The 22,915-nt window shown below is 42.9% G+C and carries 19 protein-coding genes; 15 read left to right on the top strand and 4 right to left on the bottom strand.

The window, feature by feature from the left end:
* Positions 1 to 66 precede the first annotated feature (66 nt).
* The gene (locus tag GOM47_RS09310; RefSeq protein ID WP_235080629.1) at positions 67 to 2,919 is read left to right on the top strand and encodes a GAG-binding domain-containing protein; all 2,853 of its coding nucleotides are present in this window, start codon (positions 67 to 69) and stop codon (positions 2,917 to 2,919) included.
* A gap of 220 nt (positions 2,920 to 3,139) precedes the next feature.
* Positions 3,140 to 3,823: a hypothetical protein gene (locus tag GOM47_RS09305; protein ID WP_235080628.1), complete on the top strand. Its 684-nt coding sequence runs from the start codon at positions 3,140 to 3,142 to the stop codon at positions 3,821 to 3,823.
* Between the two features lie 65 nt (positions 3,824 to 3,888).
* On the opposite strand, the gene dusB is transcribed toward GOM47_RS09305, so the two are convergent.
* Together dusB and hslO are read right to left on the bottom strand one after the other, a co-directional pair.
* On the bottom strand, positions 3,889 to 4,869 hold the full coding sequence (gene dusB, locus GOM47_RS09300) for a tRNA dihydrouridine synthase DusB (RefSeq protein WP_235080627.1): 981 nt from the start codon (positions 4,867 to 4,869) through the stop codon (positions 3,889 to 3,891).
* Entirely contained in the window at positions 4,856 to 5,728 is an 873-nt protein-coding gene (gene hslO / locus GOM47_RS09295; protein ID WP_235080626.1) for an Hsp33 family molecular chaperone HslO, read from the bottom strand. Before hslO ends, dusB begins: the two co-directional genes overlap by 14 nt.
* A gap of 164 nt (positions 5,729 to 5,892) precedes the next feature.
* On the opposite strand from hslO, the gene GOM47_RS09290 reads away from it, so the two are divergent.
* The 13 genes from GOM47_RS09290 to GOM47_RS09230 all read left to right on the top strand — a co-directional run bounded on the left by GOM47_RS09290 (position 5,893) and on the right by GOM47_RS09230 (position 19,935).
* Positions 5,893 to 7,320, top strand: a complete 1,428-nt coding sequence (locus GOM47_RS09290; protein WP_235080625.1) for a helix-turn-helix domain-containing protein — start codon at positions 5,893 to 5,895, stop codon at positions 7,318 to 7,320.
* A gap of 156 nt (positions 7,321 to 7,476) precedes the next feature.
* Positions 7,477 to 8,985: a glycerol kinase GlpK gene (gene glpK, locus GOM47_RS09285; protein WP_235080624.1), complete on the top strand. Its 1,509-nt coding sequence runs from the start codon at positions 7,477 to 7,479 to the stop codon at positions 8,983 to 8,985.
* Positions 8,986 to 9,048: 63 nt separating this feature from the next.
* On the top strand, positions 9,049 to 10,875 hold the full coding sequence (gene glpO, locus GOM47_RS09280; protein ID WP_235080623.1) for a type 1 glycerol-3-phosphate oxidase: 1,827 nt from the start codon (positions 9,049 to 9,051) through the stop codon (positions 10,873 to 10,875).
* 68 nt (positions 10,876 to 10,943) lie between these two features.
* Positions 10,944 to 11,648 (top strand): MIP/aquaporin family protein, encoded by a 705-nt coding sequence (locus tag GOM47_RS09275; RefSeq protein ID WP_235080622.1) that lies wholly within the window; start codon positions 10,944 to 10,946, stop codon positions 11,646 to 11,648.
* 231 nt (positions 11,649 to 11,879) lie between these two features.
* Entirely contained in the window at positions 11,880 to 12,011 is a 132-nt protein-coding gene (locus GOM47_RS09270) for a teichoic acid D-Ala incorporation-associated protein DltX (RefSeq protein WP_025168981.1), read from the top strand.
* Between the two features lie 20 nt (positions 12,012 to 12,031).
* Positions 12,032 to 13,582, top strand: a complete 1,551-nt coding sequence (gene dltA, locus GOM47_RS09265) for a D-alanine--poly(phosphoribitol) ligase subunit DltA (protein ID WP_235080621.1) — start codon at positions 12,032 to 12,034, stop codon at positions 13,580 to 13,582.
* Positions 13,579 to 14,823 carry a D-alanyl-lipoteichoic acid biosynthesis protein DltB gene (dltB, locus tag GOM47_RS09260; RefSeq protein ID WP_235080620.1) on the top strand — a complete coding sequence of 415 codons (1,245 nt, stop codon included), beginning with the start codon at positions 13,579 to 13,581 and terminating at the stop codon, positions 14,821 to 14,823. Before dltA ends, dltB begins: the two co-directional genes overlap by 4 nt.
* 12 nt (positions 14,824 to 14,835) lie before the next feature.
* Positions 14,836 to 15,075: a D-alanine--poly(phosphoribitol) ligase subunit DltC gene (gene dltC, locus GOM47_RS09255; RefSeq protein WP_000351970.1), complete on the top strand. Its 240-nt coding sequence runs from the start codon at positions 14,836 to 14,838 to the stop codon at positions 15,073 to 15,075.
* A complete protein-coding gene (dltD, locus tag GOM47_RS09250; protein ID WP_235080619.1) occupies positions 15,068 to 16,336 on the top strand; it encodes a D-alanyl-lipoteichoic acid biosynthesis protein DltD in 1,269 nt (422 codons plus the stop codon). Before dltC ends, dltD begins: the two co-directional genes overlap by 8 nt.
* 140 nt (positions 16,337 to 16,476) lie before the next feature.
* Positions 16,477 to 16,917: a zinc-dependent transcriptional regulator AdcR gene (gene adcR, locus GOM47_RS09245; RefSeq protein ID WP_001249322.1), complete on the top strand. Its 441-nt coding sequence runs from the start codon at positions 16,477 to 16,479 to the stop codon at positions 16,915 to 16,917.
* Positions 16,917 to 17,621, top strand: coding sequence for a metal ABC transporter ATP-binding protein (locus tag GOM47_RS09240; RefSeq protein WP_001269482.1), 705 nt, complete (start codon positions 16,917 to 16,919; stop codon positions 17,619 to 17,621). Before adcR ends, GOM47_RS09240 begins: the two co-directional genes overlap by 1 nt.
* Positions 17,614 to 18,420, top strand: a complete 807-nt coding sequence (locus tag GOM47_RS09235; protein ID WP_235080618.1) for a metal ABC transporter permease — start codon at positions 17,614 to 17,616, stop codon at positions 18,418 to 18,420. Before GOM47_RS09240 ends, GOM47_RS09235 begins: the two co-directional genes overlap by 8 nt.
* Before the next feature lie 9 nt (positions 18,421 to 18,429).
* The gene (locus GOM47_RS09230; protein WP_235080617.1) at positions 18,430 to 19,935 is read left to right on the top strand and encodes a zinc ABC transporter substrate-binding protein AdcA; all 1,506 of its coding nucleotides are present in this window, start codon (positions 18,430 to 18,432) and stop codon (positions 19,933 to 19,935) included.
* 56 nt (positions 19,936 to 19,991) lie between these two features.
* Here GOM47_RS09230 and GOM47_RS09225 read toward each other — a convergent pair whose 3' ends face one another.
* Together GOM47_RS09225 and GOM47_RS09220 are read right to left on the bottom strand one after the other, a co-directional pair.
* Entirely contained in the window at positions 19,992 to 21,320 is a 1,329-nt protein-coding gene (locus tag GOM47_RS09225; protein WP_235080616.1) for a dipeptidase, read from the bottom strand.
* A gap of 22 nt (positions 21,321 to 21,342) precedes the next feature.
* Entirely contained in the window at positions 21,343 to 22,854 is a 1,512-nt protein-coding gene (locus GOM47_RS09220; protein WP_235080615.1) for a YfcC family protein, read from the bottom strand.
* Between the last annotated feature and the right edge of the window lie 61 nt (positions 22,855 to 22,915).

Genomic DNA, 22,915 nt, shown 5'->3' with positions numbered 1-22,915 from the left:
ATACAGTTCATATAAGTAAGATATACTATATTTAATTTAGATTAATAAATATTGGAGGAAATAGATATGTTTGAATCAAGAAATGAAAGAAAAATGCGCTATTCAATCCGCAAATTTAGTGTTGGAGTCGCTAGTGTAGCAGTTGCCAGTCTCTTTTTAGGAAGTGCCGTACATGCGACAGAAGCAAATCCTAGCGAATCTGGAAAAACGACTACGATAGCAAAAAAAGAAGATTCTAGTACACCTAAAACACAGAAAGCAACAACTTCTAAAGATGTCGCTGTAAAGCAAGTAAGTAGCTCTGTAGATAAGAAGGTAAGTACTGTTTCTGATAATAAGTCGAAGGCGAAAGATCAATTTGCAGCTTACAAGGCAGAATTGAAAAAAGAGTTAAGTGAAACCAATTTACCTAAAGAAAGAAAAGATGCTTATGCAAAGCAAATTGAGCAAGAGAATGACTTCAATAAATTGGAGGAGCTAAGAAATACATATAACGAAGAAAACAGAAAAATCAATGATAGTCTATTAGATGAGATTGATCGAGAGTTGAATTATCAAAAGTCTCAAATTGAGAAGATGGCAAATAGCAAGGGAATTACAACTGAGGACAAAGATGCTTTTCTGAAGAAAATTGATCAGATTAGAGAAAAAACATACAAGGATATTAAGGTTGATGGTGGAAAATCACTTGAAGACGTTAAAAAAGAAGTTCTTGTAGAACTAGGTAAATTGTTCCAATCTTATAAGGCCTACATTGAAAAAGAAATTCAAAACTTTGTCAATCAAAAAGTTGATGAGAAAATCAAAGAGAAAGGTTTAAGTGCGAAAGAAGCTGAAGACGATGCAGATATCAAACAGCTTCGAGAACTAGAAAAAAACGCTCTTAACGAACTAGATCGTGCAACGAAGAACGAAGATGCTTTAAAGACTAAAAATAACCTTATCGCAGAAATTGCAAAACTTCAACCGTCAGATAAATCAACCAAAGAAACGCCAAAACCTAGAGTACGAAGAAATTCTTCGGAAACAAAAGATAAGGGCAGAGTCAAAAATTATGAAGAGGCTAATATTGAACTTTCTAAATATATGACTGACCTTTTAAACGGAGTTGAGAAGGATCTGAAGCCGGAAGATGAACCTAAATTCAAAGACTTAGTTAAGAAAGTTTTAGAAACTGTCAATCAATATAGAGACGAATTGACTAACGCTAGCACAGAGGACCAGCTGAATCAAATTCTAGAGAAAGCCAAAGGAGAATTAAATTCTACTGTAGAGAATTTCAAAAAAGGTTTAACGAAACCAACTGACCCTGAAACGGAAGGTAAGACCCCTCCAGCTACGGAAGAAAAGCCACAGACACCAAATGAAGAAGAAGCGAAAAAGCTAGCGGCTTTGGTGAAACAAGCCTTAGAAGAACTTGAAAAACTAGAGCAGGCTTTAGCTGAAGTCAATCAATATCCTGAGTTGTCAGAGAATGATCCAGATTATAGAGTGCAGAAAAAATATATTTGGGATGAATCTAAACAGATTGCTCCTGCTAAAATGCAGGCATTTAAAAATCTGTTGGAGAAGGGTGGCTACACAGAGCAGGATTTGCAAAAATTTATAGATGATTTTATCTACTACCAAATCCATGCACAAATCGAAAAAATGACTAGACAAGTCGCTGCATATAGAGCAAAATATCCGAATATTACTAGTCTTGAAAAAGAGTTTGAATCAGGTATTAAGCAAACGTGGAACAAGAATTATGGTACCTTAGAAGGGAAAGTTTTAAAAGATTATTTTGAAACAGAATTCCGTCCAGCCTTCAATAAAATCCTGCAGATTGTAGCCATCCAAGAAGCCTTGAACAAACTAGACGATGAAACAAAGACTGTTCCAGATGGGGCTAAACTCACAGGAGAAGCTGGAAAAGCCTATAATGAGACTAGAACTTATGCGAAAGAAGTTGTTGACGAAAGCAAGAAGCTTCTATCACAGACAGCAGTGACAATGGATGAACTGGCAATGCAATTAACCAAATTGAACGATGCCATGTCTAAATTGAAAGAAGCTAAAGCGAAATTGGTACCAGAGGTCAAACCGCAGCCGGAAAATCCAGGGCCAAAACCAACTCCGCAGCCAGAAAAACCAAAACCAGAGGTTAAACCACAGCCGGAAAACCCAGGGCCAAAACCAACTCCGCAGCCAGAAAAACCAAAACCAGAGGTTAAACCACAGCCGGAAAACCCAGGGTCAAAACCAACTCCGCAGCCAGAAAAACCAAAACCAGAGGTTAAACCACAGCCGGAAAACCCAGGGTCAAAACCAACTCCGCAGCCAGAAAAACCAAAACCAGAGGTTAAACCACAGCCGGAAAATCCAGGACCAAAACCAACTCCGCAGCCAGAAAAACCAAAACCAGAGGTTAAACCACAGCCGGAAAACCCAGGGCCAAAACCAACTCCGCAGCCAGAAAAACTAAAACCAGAGGTTAAACCGCAGCCGGAAAATCCAGGGTCAAAACCAACTCCGCAGCCAGAAAAACCAAAACCAGAGGTTAAACCACAGCCGGAAAACCCAGGGTCAAAACCAACTCCGCAGCCAGAAAAACCAAAACCAGAGGTTAAACCACAGCCGGAAAACCCAGGGTCAAAACCAACTCCGCAGCCAGAAAAACCAAAACCAGAGGTTAGACCAGATAATAGCAAGCCACAAGCAGATGATAAGAAGCCATCAACTCCAAATAATTTAAGCAAGGACAAGCAATCTTCTAACCAAGCTTCAACAAACGAAAACAAGAAGCAAGGTCCATCAACAAATAAACCGAAGAAGTCATTGCCATCAACTGGATCTATTTCAAATCTAGCACTTGAAATTACAGGTCTTCTTACCTTGGCGGGGGCAACCATTCTTGCTAAGAAAAGAATGAAATAGTGACAGATTCGTTCAAAAAATATTTGTAAAAAGCATTCGGCTTAAAAGAAAAACAGGACAAGATTGTCTTGTTTTTCTTGTTTATTACGAATTGAAATAGTGGAGGGAACAATTTTTAAAATAGGTTCTCTAAATAGTTGACAGATTTAAGGCCTAATGTTACAATTATATTACAAAAATATTTCATAATATTTCAAAAGCATTACAAAGGAGTGGAAGGATGAAAAAGAAAACCTATATCAAATTGATGGCAGCGACTGTATTGGCTTCTACCTTGCTACTGGGAGCTTGTGGAAATAAAAACGAAACCACTCAAACTAGTAGCTCTGCAAAAACAAGTCAATCATCAAGTTCTAAAGCGGCTTCTTCTAGCAAAGAAAGCAAGACTCAAAAATCTTCAAGATCAGCTTCATCTGAAAAGGCTCAGGCATCTTCTGGTCAGTCTTCTACAACGACAGATCAGTCACAAGCGAAACCGACACCTGAATCAAGACAAGAGCAAGCAGCTCCTAGTCAACAAGCCCCTTCTCAAGCTCCATCAACTCAGCAAGGCTCTCAAGCCCAGTCTAACCAGTCAGGCTATGATCCAACAACTGATCGCAAACTTCAAGACAAGCAAGCAGAACATAACAAACGCTACAAGGGAGTTTTAACCATGGTCGATGGTGATTTCTCAGCAGCTGCAGGCAATTGGAAGGGAGCGAATGGCGAAACTATTACGGTTTCATCAGGGGGCCAATTTACAGTAGAAACTGCAGATGGAAAGAAAGAAAACTATTCTATCAGAGGTTATTCTTACACTCTTGATGATGGCAAGTATAATGCCAAAGTCGGTGGAGGAAAAATCATCCAAATTACAACAGGTGCGGATAGTAAAGTTTCGAGCGTTGCCTTGCTTCAATAATAGTATCTAGGTTTTCCTAGGATCTAAAAAACCGTAAACTTTCAAGTGAGTTACGGTTTTTTCTATTATGCTTTATCTAATTGCAAGAGGGCTTCAATTTCTGCCAGAGTGCTAGCTTGTGAAATAGCTCCACGGAGTTTGGCAGCGCCAGATGTTCCACGGAGGTAGTGAGGAGCGAGTCCACGGAATTCACGAACGGCGATGTTTTCTCCTTTAAGGTTAATCAGGCGTTTCAAATGTTCGTAGGCGATTTTCATCTTGTCCTCGAAAGTCAAATCAGGGAGAATTTCTCCTGTTTCAAAGTAATGGTTAATCTGGTTGAAGAGGTAGGGATTTCCCATGGCTGCGCGACCAATCATGACAGCATCAGCACCGACTTCTTCGATACGCTGTTTGGCTTCTTGAACAGTGCGGATGTCACCGTTGGCGATGAATGGAATTTTTGTCAGTGCTTGAGCGACCTTGTGAAGGGTCTCAAGGTCAGCGTGACCAGTATACATTTGCTCACGGGTACGGCCGTGCATGGCAAGGGCAGAGACACCTGCAGCCTCGGCGGCGAGAGCATTTTCCACGGCCAGGGATGGTTCAGACCAACCAGTACGCATTTTGACGGTGAGGGGGATATCAAGGACAGATTGGACCTTGTTGATGATAGAGTAGATTTTGTTTGGGTCCTTGAGCCACATAGCACCAGCTTCGTTCTTCACGATTTTGTTAACTGGGCAGCCCATGTTGATATCAACGATATCGGTCTTGGTGTTTTCTTGGATGAATTCTGCTGCGCGTGCGAGGCTATCTTCGTCGCTACCAAAGAGTTGGATAGAAACGGGATTTTCGCCTTCATCGATGTGAAGCATATGCAAGGTTTTTTCGTTGTTGTATTGGATTCCCTTGTCAGAGACCATTTCCATCACAACGAGTCCAGCTCCAAGCTCTTTTGCGATGGTACGAAAGGCTGAGTTGGTGACACCAGCCATGGGTGCTAAAACAGTACGATTGGGAATCTCAACATTGCCAATCATAAAAGGTGTATTAAGATTTGTCACGAATGAGTTCCTCCAGGTCGTTTTCATCAAAGTTATAGGTTGTTTGGCAGAATTGACAAGTGATTTCTGCCCCGTGGTCTTCCTCTTTCATTTCCTCTAAGTCTGAGACTGGAAGGCTAGCAAGAGCATCCATAAAGCGTTCTTTGCTACAGTCACATTGGAAACGAATTTCTTCTTCAGATAGACGTTTGTAAGATTCGTCACCATAGATGGCCTTGAGGAGGGCTTCGATATGGTCTTCACTTTCCAGAAGAGTTGAGATAGCTGGCATTTCTTGGATGCGTTTTTCAAAGCGGGCAATCTCTTCTTCCTTGGCTCCTGGCAACACTTGGAGAAGGAAGCCACCGGCAACCTTGACCTTGTCGTCTTTATCCAAAAGAACATTGAGCCCGACTGCTGAAGGGGTTTGTTGGCTTTCTGTCAGGTAATAGGCCAAGTCTTCACCGATTTCCCCAGAGATGAGAGGAGTCATGGAGTTGTAAGGATTTCCAGTACCGTAGTCTGTGATAACGAGAAATTGACCATTTCCGACAAAAGGTCCGACAAGGACTTCACCAGTTGCAGTCTTTTTGATGTCAACGCCAGGATTTTGAACGTAGCCCTTGACATTTCCCTTGGTATCTGCGACCGTGATGATGGCACCGAGAGAGCTCGTTCCAAGAACTTTAACTGTTAGCTTGGTATTTCCTTTTTCATTGGCTGCGAGAATCTGGCTAGCGATAAGGGTGCGACCAAGCGCTACAGTTGAGCTGGCTTGAGTTTGATGCTTTTCTTGAGCAGTGCGGACAGTTTCCGTGCTATCAAGGACAAAAGCACGAAAGGCTCCGCTTTCTGATATTGTTTTAATAATTTTATCCATAGCTACTATTTTAGCATAAAAATGGCCAAAGGGGGAGCCGTGTGTTTGCTGTTTCTGAGGAATAATGACGAGAAAATCAACTTTAAAATAAAATGAGAAACAGATTATTTCAGCATTTGAAAGATTTATGCTATGCTTGTAGGAGAAATTGAAAGGGGTAACAAATGTATTTAGGTGATTTGATGGAAAAAGCCGAATTTGGTCAATTTTTAGTCCTTTCCTTTTTATTACAAGAGTCTCAGACGACCGTCAAGGCTGTAATGGAGGAAACAGGTTTTTCAAAGGCGACCTTAACCAAGTATATCTCTCTGATTAACGAAAATGCCTTGGAAAGAGGGTTAGAGCTGACCATCCACTTGGAAGATGAAAATCTGCGTTTGTCGATTGGTGCAGCTACCAAGGGGAGAGAGATTCGGAGCTTGTTTCTAGACAATGCCATTAAGTACCAAATTTTGGTTTACCTTCTCTATCACCAACAGTTTCTAGCTCATCAGTTGGCTCAAGAATTGATGATTAGCGAGGCCACGCTTGGTCGCCATTTGGCTAGTTTAAATCAGATTTTGTCAGAATTTGATTTATCTATTCAAAATGGACGTTGGCGAGGTCCAGAGCATCAGATTCGCTATTTCTATTTCTGTCTTTTCCGCAAGGTTTGGTCGAGTCAGGAATGGGAAGGTCACATGCAGAAGCAAGAGAGAAGGCAAGAGATTGCCACACTAGAAGAAATCTGCGGTGCTAGCTTGTCTTCGGGTCAGAAATTGGACTTGGTTCTCTGGGCTCATATCAGTCAACAGCGTCTTCGGGTCAATGCCTGTCAGTTTCAAGTCATAGAAGAAAAAATGCAGGGGTATTATGACAATATTTTCTACCTTCGTTTGCTGAGAAAGGCTCCGTCCTTTTTTGCTGGGCAACATATCCCTCTAGGAACTGAGGATGGTGAGATGATGATTTTCTTTTCATTTCTCCTTTCCCATCGTATCTTGCCCCTTCATACTATGGAGTATATCCTTGGTTTTGGAGGGCAATTAGCCGATTTGCTGACGCAATTGATTCAAGAAATGAAGAAGGAGAAGTTGCTGGGGGACTACACAGAGGACCATGTCACCTATGAACTCAGCCAGCTCTGTGGTCAAGTTTATCTATACAAGGGCTATATTTTACAAGATCAGTACAGATACCAGACAGAGAATCGCCATCCCTATTTGCTGATGGAACATGATTTTAGAGGGACTGCAGAGAGAATTTTTCATATCTTGCCAGCCTTTCATCAGGGGACCGACCTGGATAAGAAAATTCTCTGGGAATGGCTTCAGTTGATAGAGTATATGGCAGAAAATGGTGGTCAACATATGAGGATAGGTCTGGATTTGACATCTGGTTTCCTTGTCTTTTCTAGGATGGCTGCCATTTTGAAACGGTATTTGGAATACAATCGTTTCATTACCATAGAAGCCTATGATCCTAGTCGACATTATGATTTGTTAATTACCAACAACCCGATTCATAAGAAGGAACAAACACCAGTTTATTATTTAAAAAATGATTTGGATATGGAGGATTTGGCGAAGATTCGTCAGATGCTCTTTGCTTAAAAGGCCTGAATTTTCAGGTCTTTTTTGTGAAATTCGCACAATCTCCTCACATTTTTTTAAAATTTTAAAAAAATTGATGAACAAGAAAGCGCTTTATTTTATATACTAGTTACTGTAAAGAGGAACCACCTCAAGATTTTATCAGGAGGACAGCACATGTCACAAGAAAAATACATCATGGCTATTGACCAAGGAACGACCAGTTCTCGTGCCATCATTTTTAACAAAAAAGGAGAAAAGGTCAGCTCTAGTCAAAAAGAGTTCACTCAGATTTTCCCTCAAGCAGGTTGGGTAGAACACAATGCCAATGAAATTTGGAACTCCGTCCAGTCTGTTATTGCTGGTGCTTTCATCGAAAGTGGTGTGAAACCAAGTCAAATCGAGGCCATCGGGATTACCAACCAGCGTGAAACAACTGTCGTCTGGGATAAGAAAACAGGGCTCCCTATCTACCACGCTATCGTTTGGCAATCACGTCAGACAGCACCTTTGGCTGAGCAACTAAAAAGCCAAGGTTATGTGGAAAAATTTCATGAAAAGACTGGTTTGATCATCGATGCTTATTTCTCAGCTACCAAGGTTCGTTGGATTTTGGACCATGTAGAAGGCGCTCAAGAGCGAGCTGAAAAAGGAGAATTGCTCTTTGGGACCATTGATACTTGGTTGGTTTGGAAATTGACTGACGGTGCGGCTCACGTGACGGACTACTCCAATGCGGCTCGTACCATGCTTTATAACATTAAAGAACTCAAATGGGATGACGAGATTTTGGAAATCCTTAACATTCCTAAGGCTATGCTTCCAGAAGTTCGTTCTAACTCTGAAATCTATGGAAAGACAGCTCCATTCCATTTCTATGGTGGAGAAGTGCCAATCTCAGGTATGGCTGGGGACCAACAGGCAGCCCTCTTTGGTCAGTTGGCCTTTGAACCAGGTATGGTCAAAAATACTTATGGAACAGGTTCTTTCATCATTATGAACACTGGTGAAGAGATGCAGTTGTCTGAAAACAACCTTTTGACAACGATTGGTTACGGAATCAACGGCAAGGTTTACTATGCCTTAGAAGGTTCTATCTTCATCGCAGGAAGTGCCATTCAGTGGCTTCGTGATGGACTTCGCATGGTTGAAAATTCACCAGAGTCTGAAAAATATGCTCTCAATTCTCACAACAATGACGAAGTTTATGTCGTACCTGCCTTTACAGGTCTAGGGGCTCCATACTGGAACCAAAATGCTCGTGGTTCGGTCTTTGGCTTAACTCGTGGAACAAGCAAAGAAGACTTTATCAAGGCAACTTTGCAATCTATCGCTTATCAAGTGCGTGACATCATCGACACGATGCAAGTGGACGCTCAGACTGCTATTCAAGTCCTCAAAGTCGACGGCGGTGCAGCTATGAACAACTTCCTCATGCAGTTCCAGGCTGACATCTTAGGAATCGATATTGCCCGCGCCAAAAATTTGGAAACAACTGCCCTAGGAGCAGCCTTCCTAGCGGGTTTGGCAGTGGGTTATTGGAAGGATTTGGATGAGTTGAAACTCTTGAATGAGACAGGAGAACTCTTTGAGCCATCTATGAACGAATCGCGCAAGAAACAACTCTACAAGGGCTGGAAGAAGGCTGTGAAAGCAACGCAAGTCTTTGCGGAAATCGATGATTAATACGGGTTCTTGATGCAATTATCAGCTTAAGAATGAAACGACTCAGTTAGAAAGTGTGTAAATATGGAATTTTCAAAGAAAACACGTAAATTGTCAATTAAAAAAATGCAGGAACGCACCTTGGATCTCTTGATTATTGGTGGAGGGATTACAGGAGCTGGTGTAGCTTTGCAGGCAGCAGCCAGTGGTCTTGACACTGGTTTGATTGAAATGCAGGACTTCGCAGAAGGAACATCTAGCCGTTCAACAAAATTGGTCCACGGAGGTCTGCGTTATCTCAAGCAATTTGACGTGGAAGTGGTGTCAGATACAGTTTCTGAGCGTGCAGTGGTTCAGCAAATCGCTCCACATATTCCAAAACCAGATCCAATGCTCTTGCCAGTTTACGATGAGGATGGAGCTACCTTTAGCCTCTTCCGTCTCAAAGTAGCCATGGATTTGTATGACCTTTTGGCAGGTGTTAGCAACACGCCAGCTGCTAACAAGGTCTTGAGCAAGGATCAAGTCTTGGAACGTCAACCAAACTTGAAGAAAGAAGGTTTGGTAGGAGGTGGAGTTTACCTTGACTTCCGTAACAACGATGCGCGTCTCGTGATTGAAAACATCAAACGTGCCAACCAAGACGGTGCCCTCATTGCCAACCACGTTAAGGCAGAAGGCTTCCTCTTTAATGAAAGCGGCAAGATTACAGGTGTTGTAGCTCGTGATTTGTTGACAGACCAAGTCTTTGAAATCAAGGCCCGTCTGGTTATCAACACGACGGGTCCTTGGAGCGACAAGGTACGTAATTTGTCCAATAAGGGAACCCAATTCTCACAAATGCGTCCAACTAAGGGAGTGCACTTGGTAGTGGACTCAAGCAAGATCAAGGTTTCACAGCCAGTTTATTTTGATACAGGTTTGGGTGATGGTCGTATGGTCTTTGTTCTCCCACGTGAAAACAAGACTTACTTTGGTACAACGGATACAGACTACACAGGCGATTTGGAACATCCAAAGGTGACGCAGGAAGATGTAGATTATCTACTTGGTATTGTCAACAACCGCTTCCCAGAAGCAAACATTACCATTGACGATATCGAAAGCAGCTGGGCGGGTCTTCGTCCATTGATTGCAGGCAATAGCGCTTCTGACTACAATGGAGGAAATAACGGAACTATTAGCGATGAGAGCTTCAATAGCTTGATTGCGACTGTCGAAGCTTATCTCTCGAAAGAAAAGACGCGTGAAGATGTTGAATCTGCTGTTAGCAAGCTTGAAAGCAGCACATCTGAGAAACATTTGGACCCATCTGCAGTTTCTCGGGGTTCTAGCTTGGATCGTGATGACAATGGTCTTTTGACCCTTGCTGGTGGTAAAATTACAGACTACCGTAAGATGGCTGAAGGAGCTATGGAGCGCGTGGTCGATATTCTCAAAGCCGAATTTGACCGTAGCTTTAAACTGATCAACTCTAAGACTTACCCTGTTTCAGGTGGAGAATTGAACCCAGCAAATGTGGACTCAGAAATTGAAGCCTTTGCTCAACTTGGAGTTTCACGTGGATTGGATAGCAAGGAAGCTCACTATCTCGCAAATCTTTACGGTTCGAACGCACCGAAGGTCTTTGCCCTTGCTCACAGCTTGGAACAAGCGCCAGGACTCAGCTTGGCAGATACCTTGTCCCTTCACTATGCAATGCGCAATGAGTTGGCTCTGAGCCCAGTTGACTTCCTCCTCCGTCGTACCAACCACATGCTCTTCATGCGTGATAGTTTGGATAGCATCGTTGAGCCAGTTTTGGATGAAATGGGACGATTCTATGACTGGACAAAAGAAGAAAAAGCAGCCTACCGTGCGGATGTCGAAGCAGCTCTTGCTCAAAACGATCTAGCAGCATTAAAAAATTAAGAAAAACTAGAAGAGAGGGAGGCAAGCGTTCCTTGCTGTCTCTCCTTCTTTTAAATGGAGACAAAGATATGATGAAAGAATTATTTGGAGAATTTTTGGGGACTTTAATCCTTATCCTCCTAGGAAATGGTGTCGTAGCAGGTGTGGTTCTTCCCAAAACTAAGAGTAACAATTCAGGATGGATTGTCATCACTATGGGATGGGGAATTGCTGTAGCCGTTGCGGCCTTTGTATCTGGCACGCTCAGTCCAGCCCACCTAAATCCAGCTGTGACGTTTGCGATGGCCTTAAAAGGAACGCTCTCTTGGGCTTCTGTTTTCCCTTATATCCTAGCCCAGTTCGCAGGAGCGATGGTGGCTCAGATTTTGGTTTGGTTGCAATTCAAACCACACTATGAGGCAGAAGAAAACGCAGGCAATATCCTAGCGACCTTTAGTACTGGACCAGCCATCAAGAACACAGTATCGAATTTGGTTAGCGAAATCCTTGGAACTTTTGTTTTGCTCTTGACAATCTTTGCCTTGGGGCTCTATGACCTTCAAACCGGTTTAGGGACCTTTGCAGTGGGAACGTTGATTGTCGGTATCGGTCTTTCACTAGGTGGGACAACGGGTTATGCCTTGAACCCAGCTCGTGATCTTGGACCTCGTATCATGCACAGCATCTTGCCAATTCCAAACAAGGGAGATGGGGACTGGTCTTATGCTTGGATTCCTGTTGTAGGACCTATCCTCGGAGCGACCCTAGCAGTTCTCGTATTTTCACTTTTCTAAGATAAAAGAGTTATTGGCAACAGAGTTTGAGATGGAAATCTCAAGCTCTTTTTTGATGGCCAAAACATTAATATTTTAACTTATCTTAAAATAAGCTAAAACGAACTTTTAAGTTATGGTAAACAGTTGAAAAAAAGGTTGATAAAATGGTAAAATGTTAGGAAGATAAGATAGTAAATGCATAGTTGCATAGCTTTTTTGAAAAATCATAGAAAATTGAACACACTAACTATGGGAAAACACAGAAAATTGTATATGTTTTTGGGACAGACCGTCCTATATTTTGTAATCTTACTTGGTTTGCTTTATTTTTTTAGTTACCTTGGTCAGAGCCAAGGAACCTTTATTTATAATGAGTTCTAGTTTTAAAGGAGAAATGAATTGTGTCTAATAAACCGATAAAAGATATGATTGAAACGATTGAGCACTTTGCTCAAACACAGCCAACATATCCTGTCTACAATGTTTTAGGTCAAGAGCACACTTATGGTGATCTGAAGGCTGATTCAGATAGTTTAGCAGCAGCTATTGATCGACTTGGCTTGCCTGAGAAATCTCCAGTCGTCGTTTTTGGTGGTCAGGAGTATGAGATGTTGGCTACCTTTGTAGCGCTGACTAAGTCGGGGCATGCCTATATTCCAATTGACAGCCATTCGGCCTTGGAACGAGTTTCTGCTATCGTAGAAGTTGCAGAGCCAAGTTTGATTATTGCCATCTCGGATTTTCCATTAGAGCAAACTAGCACACCGATGCTGAATTTGGAGCAAGTTCATGAAGATTTTGCTCAAGCTTCTAGCTACGAGATTACGCATCCAGTCAAGGGAGATGACAACTACTACATCATCTTTACTTCTGGTACGACTGGTAAGCCAAAGGGGGTGCAGATTTCCCATGACAATCTCCTCAGTTTTACCAACTGGATGATTACAGACAAAGAATTTGCGACGCCAAGTCGTCCACAAATGCTGGCTCAGCCACCTTATTCTTTTGACCTATCTGTCATGTACTGGGCGCCAACCTTGGCACTTGGTGGTACGCTTTTCGCTCTTCCTTCAGCCATTACTCAGGACTTTAAGCAACTATTTGCGACCATCTTTTCATTGCCAATCGCTATCTGGACCTCAACGCCTTCCTTTGCAGATATGGCCATGTTGTCAGAAGATTTTAATAGTGAGAAAATGCCAGGCATTACGCATTTCTACTTTGATGGCGAAGAATTGACGGTCAAAACAGCTCAAAAACTGCGCGAGCGTTTCCCAAATGCCCAAATTATCAATGCTTACGGTCCAACAGAAGCAACAGTGGCTCTATCAGCAGTTGCCGTGACGGACGAGATGTTGGCGACTCTCAAACGCCTACCAATCGGCTATACCAAGGCTGATTCTCCAACCTTTATCATTGATGAGGAAGGTAAGAAACTGCCAAATGGTGAACAGGGAGAAATCATAGTTTCTGGGCCAGCTGTTTCAAAAGGCTATATGAATAATCCTGAAAAAACGGCAGAAGCTTTCTTTGAGTTCGAAGGTCTTCCGGCCTACCACACAGGGGATGTAGGAACGATGACAGATGAGGGCTTGCTTCTCTATGGTGGACGAATGGATTTCCAGATTAAGTTCAATGGTTATCGCATTGAGCTTGAAGATGTCTCTCAAAACCTCAACAAATCTCGCTATATCGAGTCGGCTGTTGCTGTCCCACGTTATAACAAGGACCACAAGGTGCAAAATCTACTGGCCTACGTTATCTTAAAGGACGGTGTCCGTCAGCAGTTTGAACGTGATATCGATATTACCAAGGCTATCAAAGAAGACCTAGCAGATATCATGATGTCTTATATGATGCCGTCTAAATTCCTCTATCGAGATAGCTTACCACTAACGCCTAATGGCAAGATTGACATCAAGGGCTTGATTAACGAGGTAAACAATAGATGATGGAGCTTTACAAACAGCTACCTCATTTGGAACCTTATGGCAATCTTTATTATTTTTTGTATGTGATTGCTGCGACTCTACCGATATTTATCGGGCTCTTTTTCAAGAAACGTTTTGCCTGGTACGAGGTACTGGTTAGTCTCTTCTTTATCGTCACCATGTTGGTAGGTGGAAAGACCGATCAAATAAGTGCTCTTATCCTTTATGTTATCTGGCAAGTACTGCTTGTATTTTTCTACAAAAGGTACAGGAAACGACGGGATAGTAAATGGATATTTTATCTAGTTAGCTTTTTATCCCTATTGCCTATCGTCTTTGTGAAAGTATCTCCTGCTATTCATGGTCCTCAATCTTTGTTTGGATTTTTAGGGATTTCTTACTTAACCTTTCGTGCAGTTGGGGTTATCGTTGAGTTGAGAGACGGTGTCATCAAGGATTTAACGATTTGGCAATTCTTACGTTTTCTTCTTTTTATGCCGACTTTCTCAAGTGGTCCCATTGATCGTTTTAAACGTTTCAATGAAAATTACGAGACCATTCCTGAGCGGGATGAGCTGATGGATATGCTAGAAGAGGCTGTCAAGTATATCATGCTTGGCTTCCTCTACAAGTTTATCTTGGCGCATATTTTAGGAGAGACATTATTGCCTCCGCTGAAAAATTTGGCCTTGCAGACAGGCGGTTTCTTTAATCATTATGCTCTGGCGGTGATGTATACCTTTGGTCTAGAATTGTTCTTTGACTTTGCGGGCTACTCTATGTTTGCCTTAGCCATCTCCAATTTGATGGGGATTCATAGTCCCATCAACTTTAACAAGCCCTTTTTATCAAGGGATTTAAAGGAATTTTGGAATCGCTGGCACATGAGTCTGTCTTTCTGGTTCCGTGACTTTGTCTTTATGCGGATGGTGATGGTGTTGACCAGAAAGAAGGTCTTTAAAAATCGCAATGTGACCTCAAGTGTAGCCTATATTCTCAATATGCTGATTATGGGATTCTGGCATGGAGTGACCTGGTACTACATCGCCTATGGACTTTTTCATGGGATTGGGCTGGTTATCAATGACGCTTGGGTTCGTAAGAAAAAAGCGCTCAATAAAGAACGGAAAAAAGCTGGGAAGGCTTCCTTACCTGAGAATCGCTGGATTCAGTTGCTTGGCATGGTTGTCACCTTCCATGTCGTGATGGTTTCATTCTTAATCTTTTCTGGATTTTTGAATGATTTGTGGTTTAAAAAATAAAAGGATATAAAAATGGATATCAAATCAGAAGTTATTGAAATTATTGATGAGTTGTTTATGGAAGATGTTTCTGACATGATGGATGAAGATCTTTTTGATGCCGGTGTCTTGGATAGCATGGGAACGGTTGAGTTGATTGTTGAGATTGAAAACCGTTTTGACATTCGTGTTCCAGTGACAGAGTTCGGTCGTGATGACTGGAATACAGCTAATAAAATCGTAGAAGGTATTGCGGAGTTGAAGAATGCTTAAACGCTTGTGGCTGATCTTCGGGCCCATCTTTGCTGCAGCTTTTTTGGTTCTTTTGCTCATCTATTTCTTTCCTAGTAAACAAAGCCACAATCTGATGGAGGAGAAATACTCTGCTGCTTCCATCAGTAGGGAAAGTTTTAAAGAGAGAAGTCAAAAAGTGAGAGCGCTAACGGATCCCAATATGCGTTTTGTCCCTTTTTTAGGGTCAAGTGAATGGATTCGATTTGATAGTGTCCATCCAGCTGTTTTAGCAGAAAAATACAATCGTCCCTATCGCCCTTACTTTATGGGTCAGGCAGGAGCGGCCTCGCTTAATCAATATTTCGGTTTGCAGCAGATTCTGCCAGAAATCGAGGAAAAGCAGGCGGTGTTTGTCATCTCTCCTCAGTGGTTTACAGAGACGGATTACGAGCCAGCGGCGTTTCAGAGATTCTTTAATAGCGACCAGTTGACAGCTTTTTTGGAAAATCAATCTGGGGACATTTCGGCTAAGCATGCCGCGACGCGTTTGTTGAAGCAGAACCCGAGTGTGGCATTGAAAGGCATCCTTCAAAAGCTTTCAAAAGGAGAGGACTTGTCAGATGCTGATCGACTTATCATCAACCTCTTTGCACGATTCAATGAAAAGCAGTCCTCTCTTTTTGGTCAATTTTCCATTCGGGGGAAACTCAAGTACAAAGAACATGTAGAAAACTATTTAAAAGATCTTCCTGATCAGTTTTCCTATGACGCTTTAGAAGAAATTGCCCGTAAGGATGCAGAGGCAAATACGACCAATAACGATATGGGGATGGAGAATCATTTCTACACGTATGAGGTCAAAAAAGACTTAAAAAAATGGGAAGGGTATCAAAAAAATTATAACTTCCTAAAGTCGTCTGAATACAATGATTTGCAGCTGGTTCTCAATCAATTTGCCAAATCAAAAGTCAATGTGCTCTTTGTTATCCAGCCCGTCAACAAGAAATGGATGGAATACACAGAACTCAGTGAAGAAATGTATCAACATGCAGTGGAGAAAATTCGTTACCAGTTAGAAAGTCAAGGCTTTACCAACATTGCTGACTTTTCGAAAAATGGAGGGGATCCTTACTTTATCAAGGATACCATCCACTTAGGTTGGTTGGGCTGGTTGGCTTTTGATAAGGTTGTGAATCCCTTCTTGACGGATCCAAAACCAGCTCCAGACTATAAGATGAATGACCGCTTCTTCAGTAAGGACTGGGCGACCTATGATGGAAATATCAAAGACTTCCAATAACAAATAAAAAGAGTTCAAGTGTGAAATGTGCTCTCATGTTCTCCCTTGACTCTTTTTTGATTTGTGATATAATTAACCAGTAAAGAATCGGTGACTATCTATGCTTTTTACAAAAAAGATAGATAGGGAAGGAGTAACACATGAGACAGCTTGCACAGGAAATCGACAACTTTTTAAACGAGGTGATCTTGAGATCTGAGAACCAGCATGAAATTCTAATCGGGCATTGCACGAGTGACGTTGCCTTGACCAATACTCAGGAACACATCCTCATGCTCTTATCAGAAGAATCCCTAACCAACTCGGAGTTGGCCCGTCGCCTCAATGTCAGTCAGGCGGCAGTGACCAAGGCTATCAAGTCTTTGGTAAAAGAGGGGATGTTAGAGACATCCAGAGATCCAAAGGATGCGCGCGTGATTTTTTATCAGTTGACTGATTTGGCTCGACCAGTAGCGGCGGAACACCACCACCACCATGAGCACACGCTCTCAGCCTATGAACAAGTAGCAAATCAGTTTACTCCAAATGAACAAGAAGTCATCCAGCGGTTTTTAACTGCTTTAGTAGGAGAAATCAAATAATGCGGTATATTACAGTAGAGGACTTGTCTTTCTATTATGACAAGGAACCTGTCCTCGAGCACATCAACTACAGTGTTGATAGTGGGGAGTTTGTCACCCTGACTGGTGAAAATGGAGCTGCTAAGACAACGCTTATCAAGGCGAGTCTAGGCATCTTGCAGCCAAGATTTGGCAAGGTAACCATCTCAAAGACAAATACTCATGGGAAAAAGCTAAGGATAGCTTATCTTCCCCAGCAGATAGCCAGTTTTAATGCTGGCTTTCCAAGTACAGTTTATGAATTTGTCAAGTCGGGTCGCTATCCTCGAAAGGGCTGGTTCCGTCGCTTGAACGCCCATGATGAGGAGCATATCAAGGCCAGTCTAGACTCAGTTGGTATGTGGGAACACCGTGACAAACGAATTGGTTCCCTCTCTGGGGGGCAAAAGCAACGAGCAGTGATTGCACGGATGTTTGCTTCTGACCCAGATATCTTTGTCTTGGACGAGCCGACGACAGGGATGGATGCTGGAAGCAAAAATGAATTTTACGAACTCATGCACCATAGTGCCCACCATCATGGCAAGGCCGTTTTGATGATTACCCATGATCCTGAGGAGGTCAAGGACTATGCGGATCGCAATATTCATCTAGTGCGCAATCAAGACTCGCCGTGGCGTTGTTTTAACGTTCACGAAAGCGACCAGGAGGTGGACCATGCTTAGTTTGTTATCCTATGACTTCATGCAGCGTGCCTTCTTGGCTGTCATTGCCATGAGTCTCTTTTCTCCAGTTCTTGGGACCTTCCTTATATTACGTCGTCAGAGTCTCATGAGCGATACCCTCAGTCACGTTTCTCTATCAGGGGTAGCCTTTGGTCTGGTCTTGGGGATTTCTCCAACTATTTCAACCATTGCTATCGTCTTGATTGCAGCGGTCTTTTTGGAGTATCTCCGTACAGTCTATAAGAACTTTATGGAAATCGGAACTGCCATCCTCATGTCAACAGGACTTGCAGTGTCCCTTATCGTGATGAGTAAGGGTAAAAGTTCGAGTTCCATGAGTTTGGACCAATATCTCTTTGGGTCTATTGTGACTATTAGCCAGGAGCAGGTGATTTTCCTCTTTGCCATTGCGGCGGTCGTTTTGCTCTTGACTTTCTTGTTCTTGCGACCAATGTATATCCTGACTTTTGATGAGGACACGGCCTTTGTAGATGGACTTCCAGTTCGTACTATGTCTATCCTCTTTAACATGGTGACAGGGGTGGCCATTGCCCTTATGATACCAGCAGCAGGAGCCCTTTTGGTGTCGACTATTATGGTCTTGCCAGCTAGTATTGCCCTTCGTCTGGGTAAAAACTTTAAATCTGTTATGTTACTGGCTAGTGCGATTGGCTTTTTGGGAATGGTAGCGGGGCTTTACATCTCCTATTATGCGGAGACTCCTGCTAGTGCAAGTATCACCATTATCTTTGTAGTTGTCTTTTTATCAGTCAGTCTACTCAAGCGTTATATCAAATAGGAGAATGAAATGAAAAAACTGAGCTTACTACTGGCTAGTCTATGTGCCCTGTTTTTAGTGGCTTGTTCCAATCAAAAACAGGCAGATGGGAAATTAAATATCGTGACAACCTTTTACCCTGTCTACGAATTTACCAAGCAAGTCGCGGGAGATACCGCAAATGTAGAACTTCTAATCGGTGCTGGGACAGAACCCCACGACTACGAACCATCTGCCAAGGCAGTTGCCAAAATCCAAGACGCAGATGCCTTTGTCTATGAAAATGAAAACATGGAGACCTGGGTTCCCAAATTGCTAGAATCCTTGGATAAGAAAAAAGTCAAGACTATCAAGGCGACAGGCAATATGCTGCTCTTACCAGGAGCTGAGGAAGAAGAGGAAGGTCATGATCACGGGGGTGAAGGTCACCATCATGACTACGATCCCCATGTATGGCTCTCACCAGCACGTGCTATCAAACTGGTAGAGCATATCCGTGATAGTTTGTCAGCAGATTATCCTGATAAAAAAGAGGCTTTTGAAAAGAATGCGTCTGCCTATATTGAAAAATTGCAAGCCTTGGACAAGTCCTATACAGATGGTCTTTCTCAAGCTAAACAAAAGAGTTTTGTTACCCAGCACGCAGCTTTCCGATACTTGGCTTTGGACTACGGTCTCAAGCAAGTATCCATCTCAGGTCTCTCACCAGATGCAGAACCATCAGCAGCACGTTTGGCAGAGTTGACAGAGTATATCAAGAAAAACAAGATTTCTTATATCTACTTTGAAGAAAATGCCTCCCAAGCCCTTGCCAATACCCTTTCCAAAGAAACGGGTGTCAAACTAGATGTGCTCAATCCGCTGGAAAGTCTGACCGAAGAAGCAACCAAGGCTGGTGAGGACTATATCTCTATCATGGAGAAAAACCTCAAGGCTCTCAAGCAGACAACAGATCAAGAAGGACCGGAAATTGAGCCAGAGAAGGAAGAAAACACTAAGACAGTTCACAATGGTTACTTTGAGGATGCAGATGTCAAAGACCGCACCTTGAGTGACTATGCAGGCAACTGGCAGTCGGTCTATCCTTTCCTTGAGGATGGGACTTTCGATCAAGTCTTTGATTACAAGGCTAAATTGACTGGCAAGATGACCAAAGATGAGTATAAGGCTTACTATAGAAAAGGCTATCAGACTGATGTGACTAAGATCAACATTACGGATAACACTATGGAATTTGTTCAAGGTGGCCAAAGCAAGAAATTCACCTACAAGTATGTCGGCAAGAAAATCTTGACTTATAAGAAAGGCAATCGTGGCGTGCGCTTCCTCTTTGAAGCGACAGATGCAGATGCTGGACAATTCAAGTATGTTCAGTTTAGCGACCACAATATCGCCCCAGTCAAGGCAGAACATTTCCATATCTTCTTTGGGGGCACCAGTCAAGAAGCTCTCTTTGAGGAGATGGATAACTGGCCAACCTACTATCCAGATAACCTATCTGGTCAAGAAATCGCCCAAGAAATGTTGGCGCATTGATGTAAGAAAAAATCCCGCAAATCTGCGGGATTTTTTGGGGAGAAACGATTATCCGGTTAGGTTGCGAGACGGTAAACCGCCTCTGCGTAGATGTCCATAGCGCGATAAAGATCGTCTAGGACAGCTGCTTCATTTGCCTGATGTTCAGTTTGTTGTGCTCCTGGAAAAAGAGCGCCAAAGGCTACACAGTTTGGCATGGTGCGGGCAAAGGTAGCACCACCTGATGAGAGAGGAGGAGTTTTATCTCCGGTTTTTTCTTGGTAGACTTGCATAAGGGTAGCAACAAGTTGGCTATCTCTTGCGACATAGAGGGGGGCTAGATAGTCAAATTCTTGGTAGTCAAGTTGGTAGTCTTTGGCGCACTGAGTGAGCTGTGCCACCAGTTTCTCCTTATCTGCTAGCACAGGTATACGTATGTCGATCCGAATTTCGGAGCGATCGGGATTGATGGTCAACCCTGCAACATTAAAGGAAAGGGAACCAGACGGTTCATCAGCAACTTCTCCAAAGATTCCAAGCCCTCTACCATCTTGCCCTGCTTTGTCGGCTAGAAAATGGAGGGCAGGGTGGGGTTGGAGAGGTGCGAGCACACTAGCAAGCCGAATGACTGCATTGACACCTTGACTAGCATCTTTGGCGTGTTTAGGTACCCCGAGTACGGTCACGGTTTGGTCTGTGGTTTGGTAATCAAAATTTGCTTCCTTCAAACCTCTACAAACCGCTTCATAAAGAGGACCTTGATAATTTGCCTTATCTGGTACGACATTAAAGGCACCTCCGACATCGAGCTTGAGAAGATCAGAACCGGGGCCATGAAGCTTGACTTGAAGGAGCCCCTTTTCAGCGTATGTCAAAGGAAATGACGAATCCGGTGCAAATCCCATGCTGGCTTGTTCTTCGAGGGCGTTGTAGCGTGCCATACATCTCCAAAGAGTTTCTTCATCCGTACCAAAGATAAAACGCACGCGCTTCTTAAATTGGATGCCTTGGTCCAGCAAGCTTTTCACTGCGTAGAGAGCTGCGAGTGAAGGACCTTTGTCGTCTTGTGCCCCTCGTCCATAGAGTTTGCCTTCTCTGATAGTTGCTTCAAATGGAGGAGATTGCCAATCTGACAACTCTCCTGCAGGCACAACATCCAAGTGGCAGAGGATGGCAAGGAGTTCTCCCTCACCAACCTCTGCATAACCATAATAGCCCTTGGAATCAATATAAGTTTTAAAGCCAAGTTCACGGCAGATTTCCAGCGTCTTTTCTAGAACGTCTTGAATAGCTTGTCCAAAAGGTGTCCCATTTTCCCCTTCTTGGAGGACAGATGGGTAGGAGATGAGAGTCTTTAGACTCTGTATAAAGCTCTGTTTAATGGAGTCAGTGATGTAGACGGTCATTCGTTTTACCTCACACTTTGTTCTAAAGGAATGGTAGGAAGGTACCTAGGATAAGAAGAAGTATGCTCACAATGACAATAACGACAATGAGTTTAGTAACAAATTTCCACCAAGTTCCTAGACTGATACGGCCGAGCGCGAGAGCCCCCATAACGATACCAGAAGTTGGAGCGACAAGGTTTAGTACACCAGATGCAGATTGATAGGCAGTGATGATGAGACTAGGTTTTACGTTAACGAACTCACCAAGTGGTGCCATGATTCCCATTGTAGCACTAGCAAGTCCAGATGAAGATGGGATAAGGAATGACATAGGAAGGTAGAAGAGGTAAGTCAAAACGATGAAGACTTGAGAAGAGAGACCTTGAAGTCCGACTTCACCCCAGTGTAGAATAGTTGCAGTAATCATACCGTCGTTCATGATAACTTGGATACCACGAGCCACTGCACAAATCAAGGCTACGGTGAGAAGATCTGCTGCACCAGCCATAAAAGTAGAGATAATCTTGCTTTCCTTGAGACCGTAAACAACACCAATAAGAATACCCATCACAGCAAAGAGCATAGCCCCTTCTGGGAAGTACCAGCTACCGAATGGTAGAGCAGATGAACCGATGGCTCCACCGATAACAGGAAGACCAATCAACCAATTCTTGAAGTCTTCAAATATAGTGATATGCAAGTCTACCCAAGGGATAAAGCTGGCAATCATAATAATGAAAGTCAAGATGAACAAGGCAAGAACATGTTTTTGTTTCTTGCTCAAGACAGCTGGAACATCCTCATTTTCAGAGACGTTGAAGTGTTTAAGATCTTCTTCACGTTGAGAATAAACAAGTGATTTTGTAGGATCTTTTTGAATCTTTTCCGCATAGCGGTAAACAAAGTATGTGCTAATACCTGTCATAACAAACCAGAAGATGATACGAAGGATAACCCCGTCCATAGATGATACACCCGCTGTATCAGAGGCGATAACAGTAGCAAAAGGATTGAGAGTAGAGGCAAGACAGCCGACTTGTGAACCGAGTAGGATGATGGCAACGGCAGTAATGCTATCAAAACCAACAGCCATCATAACAGGGACAAGGAGTGGATAAAATGCCATGGTTTCTTCACCCATACCATAAGTTGTTCCTCCAAGCGCAAAGAGGGGCATGAGGATGAGGATCAGCATTTTTTCGCGACCCTTATATTTTTTAACGATAGAGGCGATACCAACATCGAGTGTGCCTGTAGCATTGACAACGCCGAGAAATCCCCCAACCATGAGGATGAAGAAGGCTACGTCAATAGCGGCACTGGTAGGCTCGTGACCGAGCATCGCCCGGATTGGAGCCATTAGAATATCGTAAATCCCTTGGGGATTAGAGTCAACAGTTTGATAGGTGCCTGCAATGAGGCCACCTGCTTCGTTCGTGTCATACTTACCTGCTGGAATGATCCAAGTCAAGATTGCCATGATAGCAATAATAATGATCAAAACAGTGTAAGATGAAGGCATTTGGAACCTTTTTTTTGTTTTTTCACTCATTTGTTTTTCCTCCTAAACTATGCCACAAAGTATAAAAACGAATGATGTTGGTTTACCTGAG

This window comes from Streptococcus oralis, assembly GCF_021497945.1.
In the GTDB taxonomy this organism is placed as follows: domain Bacteria; phylum Bacillota; class Bacilli; order Lactobacillales; family Streptococcaceae; genus Streptococcus; species Streptococcus oralis_BR.
Note: the sequence above shows the minus strand (reverse complement) of the source record. Positions and strands in the feature narration are given on the sequence as shown.

Coding starts and splice junctions, on each gene's coding strand:
- dltC (WP_000351970.1), top strand. CDS start 14,836: ATGGATATCAAATCAGAAGTTATTGAAATTATTGATGAGTTGTTTATG.
- glpK (WP_235080624.1), top strand. CDS start 7,477: ATGTCACAAGAAAAATACATCATGGCTATTGACCAAGGAACGACCAGT.
- GOM47_RS09310 (WP_235080629.1), top strand. CDS start 67: ATGTTTGAATCAAGAAATGAAAGAAAAATGCGCTATTCAATCCGCAAA.
- GOM47_RS09275 (WP_235080622.1), top strand. CDS start 10,944: ATGATGAAAGAATTATTTGGAGAATTTTTGGGGACTTTAATCCTTATC.
- GOM47_RS09220 (WP_235080615.1), bottom strand. CDS start 22,854: ATGAGTGAAAAAACAAAAAAAAGGTTCCAAATGCCTTCATCTTACACT.
- dltD (WP_235080619.1), top strand. CDS start 15,068: ATGCTTAAACGCTTGTGGCTGATCTTCGGGCCCATCTTTGCTGCAGCT.
- GOM47_RS09230 (WP_235080617.1), top strand. CDS start 18,430: ATGAAAAAACTGAGCTTACTACTGGCTAGTCTATGTGCCCTGTTTTTA.
- GOM47_RS09235 (WP_235080618.1), top strand. CDS start 17,614: ATGCTTAGTTTGTTATCCTATGACTTCATGCAGCGTGCCTTCTTGGCT.
- GOM47_RS09225 (WP_235080616.1), bottom strand. CDS start 21,320: ATGACCGTCTACATCACTGACTCCATTAAACAGAGCTTTATACAGAGT.
- dltB (WP_235080620.1), top strand. CDS start 13,579: ATGATGGAGCTTTACAAACAGCTACCTCATTTGGAACCTTATGGCAAT.
- GOM47_RS09270 (WP_025168981.1), top strand. CDS start 11,880: ATGGGAAAACACAGAAAATTGTATATGTTTTTGGGACAGACCGTCCTA.
- GOM47_RS09290 (WP_235080625.1), top strand. CDS start 5,893: ATGTATTTAGGTGATTTGATGGAAAAAGCCGAATTTGGTCAATTTTTA.
- GOM47_RS09305 (WP_235080628.1), top strand. CDS start 3,140: ATGAAAAAGAAAACCTATATCAAATTGATGGCAGCGACTGTATTGGCT.
- adcR (WP_001249322.1), top strand. CDS start 16,477: ATGAGACAGCTTGCACAGGAAATCGACAACTTTTTAAACGAGGTGATC.
- GOM47_RS09240 (WP_001269482.1), top strand. CDS start 16,917: ATGCGGTATATTACAGTAGAGGACTTGTCTTTCTATTATGACAAGGAA.
- hslO (WP_235080626.1), bottom strand. CDS start 5,728: ATGGATAAAATTATTAAAACAATATCAGAAAGCGGAGCCTTTCGTGCT.
- glpO (WP_235080623.1), top strand. CDS start 9,049: ATGGAATTTTCAAAGAAAACACGTAAATTGTCAATTAAAAAAATGCAG.